The organism is Pandoraea aquatica, from assembly GCF_902459565.1.
Classification (GTDB): Bacteria; Pseudomonadota; Gammaproteobacteria; order Burkholderiales; family Burkholderiaceae; genus Pandoraea; species Pandoraea aquatica.
The window spans coordinates 1-16662 of the sequence record NZ_CABPSN010000014.1 but is presented as its reverse complement, the minus strand read 5'-3'; the positions used below and the strand labels follow the sequence as shown (position 1 = coordinate 16662).

Genomic DNA, 16662 nt, shown 5'->3' with positions numbered 1-16662 from the left:
GGAAGGATCGACGGCCGCTCAGGCCGTCAGCCACTTCTCGCGTCGCTGCGCGCTGGCGCGATCGCGTGTTTCGGTGATGCGGTACTGCGAGACCTCCGGCGCATCGAGCGTGAGCGACGTCTCGCGCAACTCGTCGCGACGGAACGCATGCAGCGTCACCCGGTCGCCCGGACGATAGCGCTCCAGCAGCTTGTCGAGATTGCCCGACGTCACACGCAAGCCGTCGATGGCGACCAGCGAGTCACCGGCCGACAGACCCGCCGCTTGCGCCGCGCCGCCGTCGAGCACCTGCGCCAGCGTGACCTCGTCGCCGCGCTTGCCCGTCTTCACACCCATGCCAGGACGACCGTTTTCCGGCGTCACCGGTTCGAGCGTCAGACCGACACGCGCCAACAGCGTCGCCAGCGGCAAGTCGCGCGTGCCGTTGATAGCCGTCGCGAAGAACTCCGACAGATCGAGACCCGAGACCGTTTCGAAGAACGGCTGAACGGCGTCTTCCGCAATCCCCTCGGGCGTGCCGCGATAGAAGTCGCGGCCGTAGCGTTGCCACAGCGCACGCATCACGTCGTCGAGCGACTTCTGGCCGCGTGTCTGCGCACGGATCGTCAGATCCAGCGCCAGCGCCACGAGCGAGCCCTTCGTGTAATAGCTGACGATGGCGTTCGGCGCGTTTTCGTCCTGACGGTAGTACTTCGTCCACGCATCGAACGAACTCTCGGCCACCGTCTGCTTGAGACGGCCACTGCCGCGCAGCACGTTCGCGACCGTCTTCGCCACGAGTTCGTAATAGTCCTTCGGGGCGATCACACCGCTGCGCACGAGCATCAGATCGTCGTAATACGACGTGAAGCCCTCGAACAGCCACAGCAGGCGCGTGTAATTCTCCTGATCCAGCGTGTACGGCGCGAACACCGCTGGCTTGATGCGTTTGACGTTCCACGTGTGGAAGTACTCGTGGCTCACCAGTCCGAGGAAGCCGCGATACGCGTCGCTCATGCGCGCCTGCCCCTGCACCGGCAAGTCGTTACGGCTCGCGAGCAGCGCGGTGGATGCGCGGTGCTCCAGCCCACCGTAGCCGTCGCCGACTGTCATCAGCAGGAAAACGTAGCGCGACATCGGCACGCGCGAGCGCGAACTTGCGCCCGGCTCGAACAGACGGATCTGCGCTTCGCAGATCTTCTTCATATCGCGCAGCAGACGATCCAGATCGAGGTTCGGCACCGGCCCGGTGATGGCGACTTCGTGCGTCACGCCGCAGGCCTTGAACGTGCCGTGCACGAACGTCCCCATCTCGACCGGCGAATCGATGAGTTCGTCGTAATCCACGGCCAGATAGCGTCCGAAGTCGAGCGCCGCCGTGCCTTCTGCCGGCGCCAGCGCCGTGGCGACCCGCCACGCTTTGAACGCGGCACCGCGCGGGCGCAACACGTCGACCTCGCACGGCGCGTGTTCCTGCCCTTCCACGCGCAGGAACACGCTGGTGCCGTTGAAGAAGCCGTGCGTGTCGTCCAGATGCGCGGCGCGCACCGACAGATCCCACGCGTACACCTCATACGTCACGATCAGCGTGCCCTTGCAGGGCGCGGCCTGCCACGTGTGCTTGTCGAGCTTGTCGAGCGCGATCTTGCGACCCCGGCACGTCGCGCCGATGGTCACGATGTTGCGGGCGAACTCGCGCACCATGTAGCTGCCCGGAATCCACGCCGGCAGCGTGAAACGCTGGCCGTCGGGCGCGGGATTCGAGACCGTGACGGTCACTTCGAACAGATGGGCGGCGGGCGACTTCGGAACGATCGCGTACCTAATGGCAGACGGGGCAGACGGTGCAGACGTGGCTTTCATGAGTGAGCGGCTTCTTGTTCTCGGAGGGGGCGAGCGGGCGGTAACTTACTTGACCGTAGCCAGCGCCTTTTCCAGTTCTTCGGCGGGCACGGCCCCCGGCAGACGGCGGCCGTCGGACAGGATGATCGTCGGCGTGCCGGTGATGTTGAGCTGATGACCCAGCGCGAAGTTGTCCTTGACGGGCTTGTCGTCGCACTTGGCCGTCGGGGTCGGCGGCGCCTTCTTGTCGAGCATCCAGTCATGCCACGCCTTCAACTGATCGGGCGCGCACCAGATGGCCTTCGACTTCTTGTCCGAGTCCTCGCCGAGCACCGGGTACAGGAAGGTGTAGACGGTGATGTTGTCGATCTTCGAGCCCTTGAGCGTTTCTTCGAAGCGCTTGCAGTACGGGCAGTTCGGATCGGAGAAGACAGCGATCTTGCGGCTACCGTTGCCCTTCACGTACTTGAACGCGCGCTCAAACGGCAGCTTGGCGAAGTCGACCTTGTTGAGTTCCGACTGACGCGCTTCGGTCAGGTTCTGACGCGTTTTCGTGTCGACCAGATTGCCGCCGAGAATCACGTACTGCGCCTTCTCATCGGCATAGATGATCTCGCCACCGACGGACACTTCGAAGAGGCCGGGGATCGGCGTGCGCGCTACCGCTTTGACCGGCGCATCGGCACCGAGCGTCTTCTGCACGGCGGCCTTCACACGGTCGAGGGTTGCGTCGGGCTTGTTTTGCGCGACGGCGGACGTCGTGATGGTGGCTGCGCAGACGGCGGCGAGAACCAATCCGGCGGACGCCGCGGCGCGATAACGTTGCAACATCGAATATCTCCAGAAATGTGACGATCGAGAGGCGCGACCGGCGTGCCACGCATGAAGCAGGCGTTGCCGGCGCTTGCGCCGAAGGGTCAGCCCAGGGCGCGGCCGATCAGGAATTTCTTGACGAAGGGCAGCATGTTCACGCTGTCGAGACCCGCGTTGCGAACGAACTTCGCAAGCGGGCTGCTCGTCGAGAACAGCTTATGCAGGCCGTCCGTCGTGAACGCCATGCTGCCGATGTCTTCCTTGCGAGCGCGCTCGTAACGACGCAGTACCGCAGCGTCGCCACAGTCGCGGAACGATTCGCGTCCGGCGAGCGCGTCGCCGAGCGACGCCACGTCGCGCAAACCGAGGTTCATGCCCTGTCCGGCGAGCGGATGCACCACGTGCGCCGCGTCGCCGATCAGTGCCACGCGCTGCGCGATCAGACGCTTGGCTTGCGCCAGTACAAGCGGGAAACCCTGAGCGCGCGCTGAGACAGGCGTTAGTTGACCAAGTTCACTGTTAGAGAACGTTCCGACGCGTTGTGCGAGTTCTTTGGGATCAAGCGCAAGCAGATGCTTCGCGTGATCGTCGGCCGCGGACCAGACCAGCGAGACGTGCTGATCGGGCAGCGGCAACAACGCGATGATCTCGCCGTCGTGGAACCACTGGAATGCGGTATCGCGGTGCGGACGTTCTGCGCGGAAGTTACACACAACGCCCAGTTGCTCGTAAGGACGCACCGTGCCGTCGAGGCCTGCCGTGCTGCGCACCCACGAGTGCGCACCATCGGCGCCGACCACCAGCGAGGTCCGCAACGTCTTGCCATCCGACAGACGCACCGATGCAGCGGCGGCGTCGACTTCGAGCGCTTCGGCGCGGGCGTCGAGCCATTGCACTTGCGGGGAAAAACGCAGGGCGGCGTCCAGCGCGCGTTCCAGATTCGACGATTCGGCGATCCAGGCGAGTTGCGGTACTGCGGCCTGATAGGCGGAGAAATGCAGACTGCCGCGCTCGTCGCCGAACACTTCCATGTCATAGACGGGATTGACGCGTGCCGGATCGACGGCCTGCCACACGCGCATGCGCTCAAAAAGCGCTTGCGAGCTGGACGACAGGGAGTAGATGCGAGCGTCCCACATGTCACCGCCCGTCGGCGCGGGGGCTGCGGGTTGCGCGAGCAGCGCGACGGACAGGCGCGCCTGAGAAAGGAGCAAGGCGGCGGCCTTTCCGACCAGACCGCCACCGACGACGACTGTGTCGTGGGTCAGAGTTTGGGGCATGCGAGGCAATCGGCGGCGACAGGGCGCGCACGATCCGTGTTCATGTCGAGAAGCCGTATTGTCGCATGCGCCGTGACGCCGGGTGCACGACGCGACGGCCCGTCGCAGTCCGACCGTCACGCGCAACTGTCAAGGATGACAGTTGTTGGTCGATAGCCTGCGCGCTAGCGTGGGGGGACGTTGCGGTGCGAACGGCATCCGACGATCCGTTGCTTCGTTCGAAATATCACTGGGCAACTGGGCCAGTTACGAAATGGGGGCTTACATCATGTCACTGTCAAACATCTCCGATCACGCCGACGACGTTGTCGAAACCGGTCCCATGACACATGCACGGTCCAATCATTGCGCAACCCGCATGGCGGATGGGCGAGTGGTCGTGACCGGTGGCGTCAACGACCTCGCGGCATTGGATACAACGCAACGGAGCCTGCGGGGTACGGTCAACGCCGTTCTCGATACGGCCGAAATCTACCTGCCCGACACGCACCGATGGGGAATGCTGGCACCGATGCTCAGCCGTCGAAGCGGGCACTGCGTGGCGGTGCTGACTTCGGGCGATCTGCTGGTCGTTGGCGGCGACAACGGCATTGGCTCTCAACGCAGTGTGGAGCGTTACGACACGGTGACCGGCCAGTGGACGGCCGTCGCCCCCATGGCCACGCCCCGCTTCTCGCACAGCGGCGTGACGCTGAAAGACGGCAAGCTCCTGGTATGCGGAGGTAACAATCTTCAGGACGAGCAGGGACAGGTACTGAGCGCCGCCGAGATCTACAACGCGACGAACGCCACCTGGCGGCCGGCGGCACCCATGCATCACGCGCGCATGAACCACACGGCGACCGTGCTGCCGTCCGGGATGGTACTGGTCGTCGGCGGGTATCCCGGCGCGTCCGATCAGGCGGCGACCGATAGCGCCGAGCTATACGACCCGTCGCGCGACGTGTGGATCGATGCCGCCCCGCTGCCGTATGCCCGCATGCAGCACACGGCGACGTTGCTGGCATCTGGCAAGGTGCTCATCGTCGGGGGGGCGCTGGCACCGTTCGAACAGGGACACGCGTCATCGCAAGTCTATGACCCCGCTACGAACCGGTGGGAAACGGCGGCCGAGCTGACCTACGGCCGCAAAGGCCACACGGCGACGGTGCTGCCTTCCGGACGGGTGCTGGTCGTCGGGAGCGCCAGCACGGCGTCGCCGGTGTCGGCCCGGGTCACTGAGCTTTACGATCCGCAGACCGGCCAGTGGACCGTCGGTGCCGATCTGCTTCAGGGGCGATTCGCGCACGCGGCAACGGCGCTGGACACCGGAGAAGTGCTCATCGTGGGCGGAATGTTGCCAGTCAGCCACCCCTTCCCGATCAATACGGCGGAGTTGTACCGGGAGTAGGCGGAAGCGGGCGGGAGCGAGCGTAAAGGGCAACGGGAAACACCGTTCAGGGGAAGCCACTGCGGTGCCGTCCCCTCACGTCGGGAAGGTCTGAATGCGCCGTCGCGCCGTTGCTATACTCCCAATCGAAGCGAGGCGGCGTCCGCCGCCCGCGCCGATTCAGACATATCTCATGCGGAGCCCGACACCGTGCGCCTCGACAACGAACAAGAAAGCCAGAACGTCGAAGACCGCCGAGGCGGTGGATTTGGCGGACGTACGACCATCGGCATCGGCACGATCGTGGTCGCCCTCGCCGCCTCCTACTTCTTCGGGATCGACCCGCGCGTCATCATTCAGGGCTCGCAGATGATTCAGGGGCAGACGCAGTCCCAGCCCCAATCTGCGCCCACGCAAGCGCAGATCAACGACCCGAAAGCTGTTTTCACCCGCAAGGTGCTCGGCAACATCGAGCGCACCTGGACGACGGTCTTCCCGCAGCAAATCAACCGTCAGTACGTGCCGCCGAAGCTGGTGCTGTTCTCGGGCGCGACGCCCACGGCGTGCGGCACCGGCCAGACGGCGATGGGCCCGTTCTACTGTCCGGGCGACAGCAAGGTGTACATCGACTTGCAGTTCTACGACGAGCTGCGGCAACGTTTCGGCGCGGGCGGCGATTTCGCGCAGGCGTACGTCATCGCGCACGAAGTCGGCCACCACATCCAGAATCTGCTCGGCATCTCCCAGAAGTTCGACGAGACGCGCCGCCGCGTGAGCGAAGCGCAGGCGAACGCGCTGTCGGTGCGGCTGGAGTTGCAGGCGGACTGCTTCGCGGGTGTCTGGGCGGCCAACGCGGCCAAGGCGAACGACCAGTTGCTTGAGCCGGGCGACGCCGAACAAGGCCTGAAGGCGGCAGCCGCCATCGGCGACGACCGTCTGCAACAGCAGTCGCAGGGACGCGTGGTGCCGGAGTCGTTCACCCACGGCACGAGTGCGCAGCGGGTGTACTGGCTGCGTCAGGGGCTGCAAACGGGCGACATGCGCAAGTGCGACACGTTTTCGGCCAAGCAACTGAGCTGAGCCGATGTCGGCGGGCGTCCCGTTCAGGCGCTTTTGGCGGCAGAACGGGTACAATAGCGGACTTTCCGCGACGCAATCACTGGCCGCACTGGCCGGTTAGCCGGCATCTCCGGTGCATTTGACGGCGCGCATTTACCAAGCCACACAGGATTTAGCATGAGCCTCAAATGCGGCATCGTCGGTTTGCCCAACGTCGGCAAGTCGACCCTTTTCAACGCGCTGACCAAAGCGGGCATTGCGGCCGAAAACTACCCGTTCTGCACCATCGAGCCGAACGTCGGCGTGGTGGAAGTGCCGGACCCGCGTCTGGGCAAGCTTGCCGAGATCGTGAAGCCCGAGCGCATCATGCCGGCGACGGTCGAATTCGTGGACATCGCCGGTCTGGTGGCCGGTGCCTCGAAGGGTGAAGGTCTGGGCAACCAGTTCCTCGCCAACATCCGCGAAACGGACGCCATCACGCACGTCGTGCGCTGCTTCGAAGACGAGAACGTCATCCACGTCGCGGGCAAGGTGAATCCGATTTCGGACATCGAAGTCATCAACACCGAACTGGCGCTGGCTGACCTGGGCACCGTCGAGAAGGCGCTGCAACGCTATACGAAGGCGGCCAAGTCGGGCAACGACAAGGAAGCGGCGAAGCTCGTGGCGGTGCTGGAGAAGGTGGTGCCGGTGCTGAACGAAGCCCGTCCGGTGCGCTCGCTCAAGCTCTCCGAAGACGAACTGGCGCTCATCAAGCCGTTCTGCCTGATCACGGCCAAGCCGACGATGTACGTCGCCAACGTGAAGGACGACGGTTTCGAGAACAACCCGCATCTGGAAGCGGTGCGCAAGTACGCTGAAGCCGAGAACGCGCCGGTCGTGGCGGTGTGTGCTGCTATCGAAGCCGAAATCGGCGACATGGACGATGCCGACAAGGCCGAGTTCCTGGCCGACATGGGCATGGACGAGCCGGGCCTTGACCGCGTGATCCGTGCGGGCTTCAAGCTGCTCGGCTTGCAGACGTACTTCACGGCAGGTGTGAAGGAAGTGCGGGCCTGGACGATCCACGTGGGCGACACGGCACCGCAAGCGGCCGGCGTGATCCACACCGACTTCGAGCGCGGCTTCATTCGCGCGCAGACCATCGCCTTCGACGACTACATCCAGTACAAGGGTGAACAAGGCGCGAAGGAAGCCGGCAAGATGCGCGCCGAAGGCAAGGAATACGTGGTGCACGACGGCGACGTGATGAACTTCCTGTTCAACGTCTGACGCCACCGTCTGCCAAAACGACAAACACCCCAGCCGATGTGCTGGGGTGTTTTGTTTTGGGGTGTTGGAAAGCGCGGATTCAAGCCGCGCCAATTGCGCGTTCTTACCTGCGTGCGTTCGTCGCGCGTCGATCCGCAACATTCTTTCGCACCGCATTCCTAAGTCGAAGAGAAACTTCACTTAACGATACAACCTTGCCCATCGCGACTTCCTGCTCCCCACACGCCAGTATGTGCAGCAAGGCAAGTGCCTCGTCGTTGTCAGTGACCCACCTTCGCTTACTGCTATTCATTTCCTTCGGCTTCATGCCAACTCCAAAGAGCTACGCTAGAAATCGCGCTTGTTCAAAACACTGAACGCGAAGTATGGCGACAGGAGTCGGCTTGGTTGCTTCAGGGAAGAAATGGCGGGACCGTCTATTGCTCAGCAAACCCCGTCGAGCGTTGCAAAGAGCGAAGTCGCTCACGAACAGCAAACTAGAATTATCAGAATGTGCGCGGTGCGAAATTCTGTTCAAACCACATTCGCCATCTCCTCATACTCCCCCTCCTCCGACACACCGCTGCCGACCACACGAAAGCCGCGGCGTTCGTAGAACGTCTTCGCTCGCGTGTTTCGGATCAGGCATTTGAGCGAATAGCGGCGGGTTGGCCAATCGGGGAGCGCTTGCAGCAGACGCGTGCCGACACCGTGACCTTGGGACGACGGTTCGACGTAGAGCATGTGGATGAAGTCGTCGGCAGGCCAGACGGAGATGAAACCGAGGATTTGGCCGTCTAGAGATTTCGCGGTCAGGACGTCTTCGCCCGCCGCGTGCGAGGCGAAATCATCCGTCAGGTACATCGACGGATCGACCCACGTCATCGTCGCAAGACGGACTTCGTAGTAAATGCGGGCAAGCGTCGGGACGTCGTTCGGCGTCGCGGGCGCAATGACGATCGGGCGCCCTGTCATCCCTCCCACCCTTCGCGGATGATGCGCGCGATCTGTTCACCCGTCGCGCGGTTGTGGGCCTGCACCAGCGCTACGGCACCGGCATCGTCACCCGCCTCACACAGACGCAGCAACTCGCGATGCTCGTCGTGCGAGCGCGTCGCGTTGCCCTTCTGCTGCCACGTCAGGAACAGATAACGGCCGAGATTCAGTCGCGCCGTTGCCACCGCCCGCTGAAAGTACGGACGCTCCGCTTTCGCATACAGCATGCCGTGGAAGGCCGCGTTACGCGTGACGATGTCCGTCAGATCGGTGGCCGCCTCCAGCGCATCCAGCGCAGCCCGAGCCCGCGTCAGATCCGCGCGCGACAGATTCGGCATCGCCAGCGCCATCAGACGCCCTTCCAGCAACGCACGAAAGTCGGCCAGTTCGAGCGCGTCGTCTTCCGTGAGCGCCGTCACGACCGTGCCGCGATTCGTCCGGCTCGTGGCCAGCCCGTCCGACGCGAGCATCGTCAGCGCCTCGCGCACCGGCACGTGACTAACCCCGAGCGCCGCCGCGAGATGGTCCTGACGCAACGCCTCACCCGGCTTCAACTCGCCACGTCCGATCTGCTCTCGCAACGCCTCATACGTTCGCTCAACCGCCGTGCCCGTGCCCGCTTCCGGCCGCATCAACTGGCGCATTGACTGGCTCCTTCCGTTAACTATATATAATTGAATAAAATTATATATTATTTGATGACAGGTGACGTCCATGACTTCTGCCAGCCCCTCGCCGACACCCGACCGGCCCAACCTCCATCCCCCGGCTGTCTCGTCCGTCGGCCCTTCGAACTCCGCCGTCTCTACGTCGGACGCCTTTCATCCCAGCCACCTCTGGCGACACGGGTTGTTGGTCACGATCAGCTTGCTCGTCGGATTCGCGCTGTACGCCGTCGGCCTGCGTGACGACACGCTCGCCGTGGCCGTCATCGTTCTGCTCTGCCTGAGCTACTGGGCGACGGGCTGGTTGCCGGACTTCCTCGTCTCGCTTCTGTTGATGTTCCTGCTGGCCACGTGCACCTCGCTCGGCGCGACCGTCGTCTTCTCGGGGTTCACATCGAGCGCGTTCTGGCTGGTCTTCAGCGGCGCGGTCATCGGTATGTCCCTGAGCGTCACCGGGCTTGGCGAACGGGTCGCTTCCCGGCTCGCCGATCATTGCGGTCACGCGTACGGTCTCGCGCTCGCGGGGTTCGTCGGTATCGCGTTCGCGCTGGGCATCGTCATGCCCTCGACGCTCGGGCGCATCGCCATTCTCACGCCCATCGTGCTGAGCTTTTGCGACCGTGTCGGTCTCGTGCAGGGCCGCCCGGGACGCACCGGTCTGATGCTCGCCACCGCGCTCGCCAGTTGCGAGTTGTCGACGGCGATCCTTCCGGCCAATCTGCCCAATCTCGTCATGGCGGGCACGGCCGAAACCGTGCTCGGTCTGCGTCTCGGCTATGGCGAGTACGCCGTGGCGCTGGTGCCGACACTGGCCATCGCACGCGGCATCGTGCTCGTGATCGTGGCGAGCCGCCTCTTCCCGGATCGCCTGACGACGCTCGGCAGCGGGCGCACGGACACGTCAACCGTGGCGGACACCCCGATGCGCCCCGACGAAAAGCGCCTGCTCGGCGCGCTCACGCTGATGCTCGCACTGTGGCTCACAGAACCGTGGCATCACATCGCGGCAGGCTGGGTGGGGCTTGGCGTGGCGCTGCTGTGTCTCGGACCGCTGCGACTGGTGAATCCGGACGCCTTCCTCAAACAGGTCAAACTCGCCCCGTTGTGGTTCGTGGCGGCGATCATCGGACTGACGGCTGCCGTCGATCATGCGGGACTAGCGAGCGCCTTGCGTCCAGTGTTGGCACGACTCGATCTGGCGCAGATGTCGACGATGCCCGCATTTCTGACACTGGTCGCGCTGTCGATCGCGCTGACGTTCCTCGTCACCTCAAACGCGGCACCAGCGCTCTACACCCCCCTCGTCCCTGCGCTCGCGCTGGGCGCACCATTGAGTGTGAAGGCGGTGTTGCTCGCGCAGACCGTCGGCATCTCGACCATCGCGCTACCGTACCAAGCGCCCCCCCTTGTGCTGGCGATGGCGCTGGCGGGCATCGGCATTCGAGATGCCACGCGCTATTGCCTGGCGACCGCCGTCGTCGCCCTCGTCACCGTCGTGCCGCTCACCGCACTGTGGTGGCAAGCCATCGGTCTCATTCACCTCTTCGAGTCCTAACATTCCGAGGTTTTATTTCAAACGCTGGTTTGCGATATCCCCGGCGGGATACCATCGGACGTACGCTGGCTACTCAGGATAGTGCGCATTGATCCTTTCGGAGAACGGCTCGTCTAATATCAATAAATCGTAGAAGCGCAATAGAGCAACGCCGTTTCATGCAGCCAGGGGGAGGACCTTGCATGACATCGAAGCCGTCCGCCGTCGCTAACGTCACTAATGTCGCCGAAGTCGCATCCAGCCGGCCACGCGCGCGACGCCACTGGTCGGAAGACCCGGCGCGCATTCGTCTGTACAGCGTGGCGGCCATCGTGCTTGCGCTCGCCGTGCTCGGCATCTGGGGATACCGATATGCATGGAGCGCGACCCCGACCATCAGCCCCATCGGTCTCGACTTCCTGCCGTTCTGGGGCGCGTCGCACTTCGTACTGCAAGGGCATGCGCTCGACGCCTATAACGTCGATCTGATGACGAAGGTGCAGATCGCCGAACAACCGTGGGCAGACAAGATCGGCGGCGTACTCCCGTGGCTCTACCCGCCGGTGATGATGGTGTTCCTCGCGCCGATCGCGCTCCTGCCGTTCACCTACGCGTACACGTTGTATGCCTGCGTCGGCCTCGGGCTCTACTACGCCGCATTGCGACGCACCGCCCCGTGGCCGGGCGCGCGCTTCCCGACGCTAGGCTTCCCCGGCGTGCTACTGGTGATCATCGCCGGACAAATCGCGCTCTACACCACCGCACTCGCGGGCTTCTCTCTGGTTATGCTGCGCAAACGCCCGGTGTGGGCCGGTGTGTTCGCGGGCCTGCTCTTCGTCAAACCGCATGTCGCCCTGCTCTTCCCGCTGGCCTTCCTCTGCGCCCGCGAGTGGCGCGCGCTCGGCGCATGCATCGCGACGGTGATCGGTACAACGGTGCTAGCCGCCGCAGTCTTCGGCATCGATGTCTACGCGACCTTCCTGCACGCCTCGGAGTTCGCGCGGCAGAGCATCGTCAACGGGACGGCGCAGATCGCACGCGTGCCGACGTTCTTCATCACGGCGCGCATGCTCGGCGCTTCCGTCGAAGTGGCGGCCATCGTGCACGGGGTGATCGCGCTGTGCACGGTCGCGGTGCTGATCGACTTCTGGCGGCGTCCGGGCGTCTTTGCCCTGCGTGCGGCAACCCTCGTGTGCGCAACAACGCTCGTCAGTCCGTACCTCTACGACTACGACCTCACGCTGCTCGCGCTCGTCATCGCGTGGTACGTGCGCGACGGCATCGCACGCGGCTGGTTGCGCGGCGAGCGCGAATGGCTCGTGCTGCTGTGGATCACGCCCGCGCTCGGTCTGCTCGGCTCGTTGCAGATCGGTTTCCAGTTCCTGCCGTTCATCACGCTCGGCACACTCGCGATGCTGTGGCGACGCCGCCGTCGCCTCGCCCACGTGCCCGACGTCCATCACGGCAACGACGCAACGTCGTCGGGAGACGACCGCCCCGCCACTGCCCGCGCACCCCGCACGGACACCACGCCCGCGTTCACGAGGTAATCGCCATGCCCCGCGCCGCCGCTCCCCGTACCGATATCTCCCACTCGCCGACCGCGCATCGCGGGACATCAGGCGCGTCGGGCACTTCAGGCACGCCACTCATCTCCCTCGTCGTGCCGTGCCACAACGAAGCCCCTGCGCTCGACAAGTTCTACCGGGCCGTCGTCGCCGTCCTCGACAGCGTGCCCAACGCGCGCTTCGAGATCGTGTGCGTGAACGACGGCAGCACCGATGACACGCTCAGTTGCCTGCTTGCTTTGCGACGTGCCGACGCACGCATCCGCATCATCGATTTCACGCGTAACTTCGGAAAGGAAGCCGCCCTGAGCGCGGGTATCGACGAAGCGCAGGGCGATGCGGTCATCCCCATCGACGCCGATCTTCAGGACCCGCCCGCGCTCATTCCCGTGATGATCGAACGCTGGCGCGACGGCGCTGAAGTCGTGCTCGCCAAGCGCACCAATCGCGCGAGCGACACCGTCGCAAAACGCGTGGCGGCGGGATTGTATTACCGCGTTCATAACCGGCTGTCGGAGGTGAAGTTGCCGGAGAACGTCGGCGATTTCCGGTTGATGGACCGGCGCGTCGTGACCGCCATCAAACGACTGCCCGAGCGCCGCCGCTTCATGAAGGGTCTGTTCGCGTGGGTCGGCTTCCATACGGAAATCGTGGAGTACGTGCGCGATCCTCGCACCGCCGGGGAGTCGAAGTTCTCCGGCTGGCGGTTGTGGAATTTCGCGATCGAAGGCATCACCAGTTTCAGCACGGTCCCGTTGCGATGCTGGACGTACATCGGCGTCTCTCTCGCGCTGCTCTCACTCGCCTACGGTAGCTACATCGCGCTGCGCACCATCATTCACGGTGTAGACGTGCCCGGTTATGCGTCGCTGCTCGTCGGTATCTTGTTTCTCGGCGGCATTCAGCTGGTCGGCATCGGCGTCATCGGCGAATACGTGGGACGCATCTATTACGAATCGAAGGGACGGCCGCTCTATCTCGTACGGCGACGCTATCAATCCAGCGTCAAGATCAGTCACCTGCCGGCGCGCTCGGGTGGGCGCCATCTCTCTGGCAAGATCACGCGCCTCGATATGTCCAGTAACGGTGAAGCAGGAAAGTCGTCGGCGGCACAGTCAGCACCACGGCCGCGATTCCGATCCAGTGGTTCCCGCCAAGGTGCTCGACCGTTCGTGCGACGCATGTCGTGAGCAGCAAACCGAAGATCGACACCGGCAGAAATCGCGCGAGACTCGTGCGATGCACGCGCGCCGAAAAGCTCCATAGCGTATTGAGCAGATAGGAGCATGGCGTCGCCACGCAAAACGCCACCGCGTTTGCGGGCACCGAACCTACGCCGAACGCTTCGATGAGCGTGATCGCCACGATCACGTGCACGGCCGTCGAAATCACCCCCGAGACCCCGAAACGCATGAGCGGCACGAGCAGCGTGCGCATGAATGGCGACGCACGCCAGCGTTGCGCGCGCGTTACAGGCGCACGTCTGTCGGAAGATGTCTGACGCAAATCCGGCATCGGGACTGACTCACTGAGGAAGACGACGAAGGCGGTTCGCCTGACGATACCAGCACAAGCACTTCAACCTGCAAATAGTTTGCAGTGCAACATCGGCGCATGTGCCCGTCAGGGTTGGACGATTAAGAATTTATGCCATTTCCGAGCAATTCGGGTTGCGCACCTGAACGAGACGTCTAGGATTGCGAGGTATTCCGCGAGCTATGCCACGTGAGATGTCGCAACAACAAGAAGCCGTCCAATAACAGGAGGAAGACAATGCAACGCCCCAATGCCATTCACGCCGCCGGTGCGCTGGCCTTTGCCGTCACGACGTGGAGCGCGTCCCTGCATGCTGCCGATGCTACGGCATCATCCGCCTCATCTCCCTCGCAAACGCTGACCGTTGCCGGACTGTCGCAACCCGCCGACATTCTGATCGATCGCAACGGCGTGCCGCATATTTTCGCGGCCAATGAGCGCGACGGCTTCTTCGTGCAAGGTTTCAATGCCGCGCGCGATCGTCTGTTCCAGATCGACCTCTGGCGTCGCCGCGGGCTCGGCCAACTCTCCGAAGTGTTCGGCCGCGCGTACGTGGCGCAGGACGATGCGGCGAGACGTTTCGTCTACCGGGGCGATATGGCGACGGAGTGGCGTCGCTACGGCCCCGACGCGAAACCGGCAGCAGAAGCGTTCGCCGCCGGGGTGAACGCGTACATCGACTGGCTCGCGCGCAACCCCGATCAGATGCCGTACGAGTTCCGCAAGGTCGGCTACTGGCCGGCTAAATGGTCGGCCGAGGACATTGTGCGCATTCGCAGCCACGGCCTCACGCGCAACCTCAAGAGCGAAGTGGCGCGCGCCAAGGTCGTGTGCCGCGCATCGCTCGACGCCGACAGTGTGCGTGTCGGTCTGCAACCCACGTGGAAGACGCAGGTGCCTGATGGACTCGATCCCTGCCTGCCCGACGATCTGCTCAAAGTCTTCGACCTCGCCACGCAGGGCGTGAAGATCACGAAGGATTCGCTGCAACACGCCAACGCCGACATCGTCCAGCTCGCCGAGAACGGTCCTTACGACGTCTCCACCGAATCGGCGGAAGGCAGCAACAACTGGGTCGTCTCGCCGCAAAAGTCGGCCACCGGTCGCGCCATCATGGCCAACGATCCGCACCGCGCTTATGCCGCGCCGAGTCTGCGTTACATCGTGCAGGTCAGCACCCCCACACTGAACCTGATCGGCGCGGGCGAGCCCGCGATTCCCGGCGTCGCTATCGGACACAACGGCACCATCGCCTTCGGTCTCACGATCTTCAACATCGATCAGGAAGATCTCTACGTCTACGAACTCAATCCGGCCAACCCCGACCAGTACCGTTACCGCGGCAAGTGGGTGCCGATGCGCACCGTGCACGAGACGATCGACGTCCGCGACGGCGCACCGGTGCAGACCGATCTCAAGTTTACGAAGCACGGCCCGGTGATTTATGTGGACGCCGCGAAGCATCGCGCCTACGCGGTGCGTACCGCGTGGCTGGAGCCGGGCATGTCGCCGTACTTCGACGCCATGCGCTACATGCGTGCGAAAACCTACGCCCAATTCCAGACAGCGCTCGACACATGGGGCGCGCCGACCGTCAATCAGGTGTACGCGGACACCTCGGGCAACATCGGCTGGGTACCGAGCGGCATGGCACCGATTCGACCGAACTGGGACGGCCTGATGCCCGTGCCCGGCGACGGACGCTATGAGTGGGCAGGCTTCTGGCGTCGCGATCAGTTGCCGTCCGCGTACAACCCGACGAGCGGTTACTTCACGACGTCCAACGAAATGAACATGCCTGCGGGATATCCGTATGCACAGCGCAAGCTCGGCTTCGAGTGGACGAACGGGTCACGGCACGCACGCATCGACGAAGTCCTGAAGGCGAAGGACAAGGTCTCGCTGGAAGACTCGGAGCAGTTGCAGAACGACATCGTGTCGATTCCGGCGCGGCGTCTGATGGCGCTGCTCGCACCGCTGTCGAGTAACGATCCGCGCACGTCTTCGGCGCTCAATCTCCTGAAGGGATGGGACGCGCACATGGGCGCGGACTCGGCGCAGGCTGCGCTGGAAGAGGTCTGGTTCAGCCGTCATCTGGGTCGCGCCTATAAGAACGCGGTGCTGCCGAAGGCCGCAGCCGACACGTTCGGTGCGCCCGACCCGGCCTCGATGCTGGACGCCCTCGAACAACCCGCCGCCCGCTTCGGCGAGAACGCTGCGGCCAAACGCGATGCCGTACTGCTCGCGAGCCTTGGCGATGCGTGGGACGAGATGGTCAAACTGCAAGGCACTGACCCTGGCGCGTGGCAGTGGGGCAAGCTCCAGACGAACCTGAATGCCCACCCGCTCGCCGACGCCGTGGACGCCGACATGCGCGCCAAGCTCAACGTCGGTCCGTTGCCGAAGGGCGGCAGTCCGTTCACGCCGAACCAGTCGACGTATCGCGTGAGCGATTTCCGTCAGACGAACGGGCCGTCGTTCCGGATCGTGGTCGACGTGGGGAACTGGGACAACACGCGTGCGATGAACTTGCCGGGGGAATCGGGCAACCCCGACAGCCCGCACTATCGCGATCTGGCGCAGAAGTGGCTTGATGGCGAGTACTTCAAGCTGCCGTACTCACGCGAGGCAGTAGAAGCGGCGACAGAGTCGCGTCTGCATCTCGTGCCGGAGACGTCGCGTTGATGCGCTGTCGTTGATGCGCTGTCGTTGATGCGCTGTCGTTGATGCGCTGTCGTTGATGCGCTGTCGTTGATGCGCTGTCGTTGAT

General features: G+C 64.0%; 13 protein-coding genes and 1 pseudogene. 8 read left to right on the top strand and 6 right to left on the bottom strand.

The features are described from left to right. Positions 1–18: 18 nt before the first annotated feature. The 3 genes from PAQ31011_RS26045 to PAQ31011_RS26035 form a co-directional block, all read right to left on the bottom strand. On the bottom strand, positions 19–1842 hold the full coding sequence (locus PAQ31011_RS26045; protein WP_150578526.1) for a M61 family metallopeptidase: 1824 nt from the start codon (positions 1840–1842) through the stop codon (positions 19–21). 45 nt (positions 1843–1887) lie between these two features. Next, positions 1888–2652, bottom strand: coding sequence for a DsbC family protein (locus tag PAQ31011_RS26040; RefSeq protein ID WP_150578525.1), 765 nt, complete (start codon positions 2650–2652; stop codon positions 1888–1890). A gap of 86 nt (positions 2653–2738) precedes the next feature. Beyond that, positions 2739–3914, bottom strand: coding sequence for a UbiH/UbiF family hydroxylase (locus tag PAQ31011_RS26035; protein WP_150578524.1), 1176 nt, complete (start codon positions 3912–3914; stop codon positions 2739–2741). 268 nt (positions 3915–4182) lie between these two features. Between PAQ31011_RS26035 and PAQ31011_RS26030 the strand changes: the two genes are divergently transcribed. From PAQ31011_RS26030 to ychF, 3 genes are all read left to right on the top strand, one after another. Then, positions 4183–5304: a Kelch repeat-containing protein gene (locus tag PAQ31011_RS26030; protein WP_174990275.1), complete on the top strand. Its 1122-nt coding sequence runs from the start codon at positions 4183–4185 to the stop codon at positions 5302–5304. 189 nt (positions 5305–5493) lie between these two features. After that, a complete protein-coding gene (gene ypfJ / locus PAQ31011_RS26025; protein WP_150578522.1) occupies positions 5494–6363 on the top strand; it encodes a KPN_02809 family neutral zinc metallopeptidase in 870 nt (289 codons plus the stop codon). A gap of 156 nt (positions 6364–6519) precedes the next feature. Continuing rightward, complete coding sequence (ychF, locus tag PAQ31011_RS26020; RefSeq protein WP_150578521.1) at positions 6520–7614, top strand: redox-regulated ATPase YchF; 1095 nt, start codon at positions 6520–6522, stop codon at positions 7612–7614. A 513-nt stretch (positions 7615–8127) separates the two neighbouring features. Here the strand turns inward: ychF and PAQ31011_RS26015 are convergent. Together PAQ31011_RS26015 and PAQ31011_RS26010 are read right to left on the bottom strand one after the other, a co-directional pair. Next, positions 8128–8568 (bottom strand): GNAT family N-acetyltransferase, encoded by a 441-nt coding sequence (locus tag PAQ31011_RS26015; RefSeq protein ID WP_150578520.1) that lies wholly within the window; start codon positions 8566–8568, stop codon positions 8128–8130. Further along, entirely contained in the window at positions 8565–9233 is a 669-nt protein-coding gene (locus PAQ31011_RS26010) for a GntR family transcriptional regulator (RefSeq protein ID WP_174990274.1), read from the bottom strand. Before PAQ31011_RS26010 ends, PAQ31011_RS26015 begins: the two co-directional genes overlap by 4 nt. Positions 9234–9303: 70 nt before the next feature. Between PAQ31011_RS26010 and PAQ31011_RS26005 the strand changes: the two genes are divergently transcribed. The 3 genes from PAQ31011_RS26005 (at position 9304) to PAQ31011_RS25995 (ending at position 13546) form a co-directional block, all read left to right on the top strand. After that, positions 9304–10809 (top strand): SLC13 family permease, encoded by a 1506-nt coding sequence (locus PAQ31011_RS26005; RefSeq protein ID WP_150578518.1) that lies wholly within the window; start codon positions 9304–9306, stop codon positions 10807–10809. 182 nt (positions 10810–10991) lie between these two features. Further along, complete coding sequence (locus PAQ31011_RS26000) at positions 10992–12338, top strand: glycosyltransferase family 87 protein (RefSeq protein ID WP_150578517.1); 1347 nt, start codon at positions 10992–10994, stop codon at positions 12336–12338. A 5-nt stretch (positions 12339–12343) separates the two neighbouring features. Next, positions 12344–13546: a glycosyltransferase family 2 protein gene (locus tag PAQ31011_RS25995; RefSeq protein ID WP_174990273.1), complete on the top strand. Its 1203-nt coding sequence runs from the start codon at positions 12344–12346 to the stop codon at positions 13544–13546. Here PAQ31011_RS25995 and PAQ31011_RS26590 read toward each other — a convergent pair. After that, positions 13491–13769, bottom strand: a pseudogene (locus tag PAQ31011_RS26590) (GtrA family protein); the annotation flags it as partial. The gene PAQ31011_RS25995 and the pseudogene PAQ31011_RS26590 overlap by 56 nt on opposite strands. On the opposite strand from PAQ31011_RS26590, the gene PAQ31011_RS26820 reads away from it, so the two are divergent. Together PAQ31011_RS26820 and PAQ31011_RS25985 are read left to right on the top strand one after the other, a co-directional pair. Continuing rightward, positions 13705–13857 (top strand): hypothetical protein, encoded by a 153-nt coding sequence (locus PAQ31011_RS26820; RefSeq protein WP_174990272.1) that lies wholly within the window; start codon positions 13705–13707, stop codon positions 13855–13857. The pseudogene PAQ31011_RS26590 and the gene PAQ31011_RS26820 sit on opposite strands and share 65 nt — an antisense overlap. Positions 13858–14129: 272 nt before the next feature. Continuing rightward, entirely contained in the window at positions 14130–16577 is a 2448-nt protein-coding gene (locus tag PAQ31011_RS25985) for a penicillin acylase family protein (RefSeq protein ID WP_150578515.1), read from the top strand. Positions 16578–16662 lie beyond the last annotated feature (85 nt).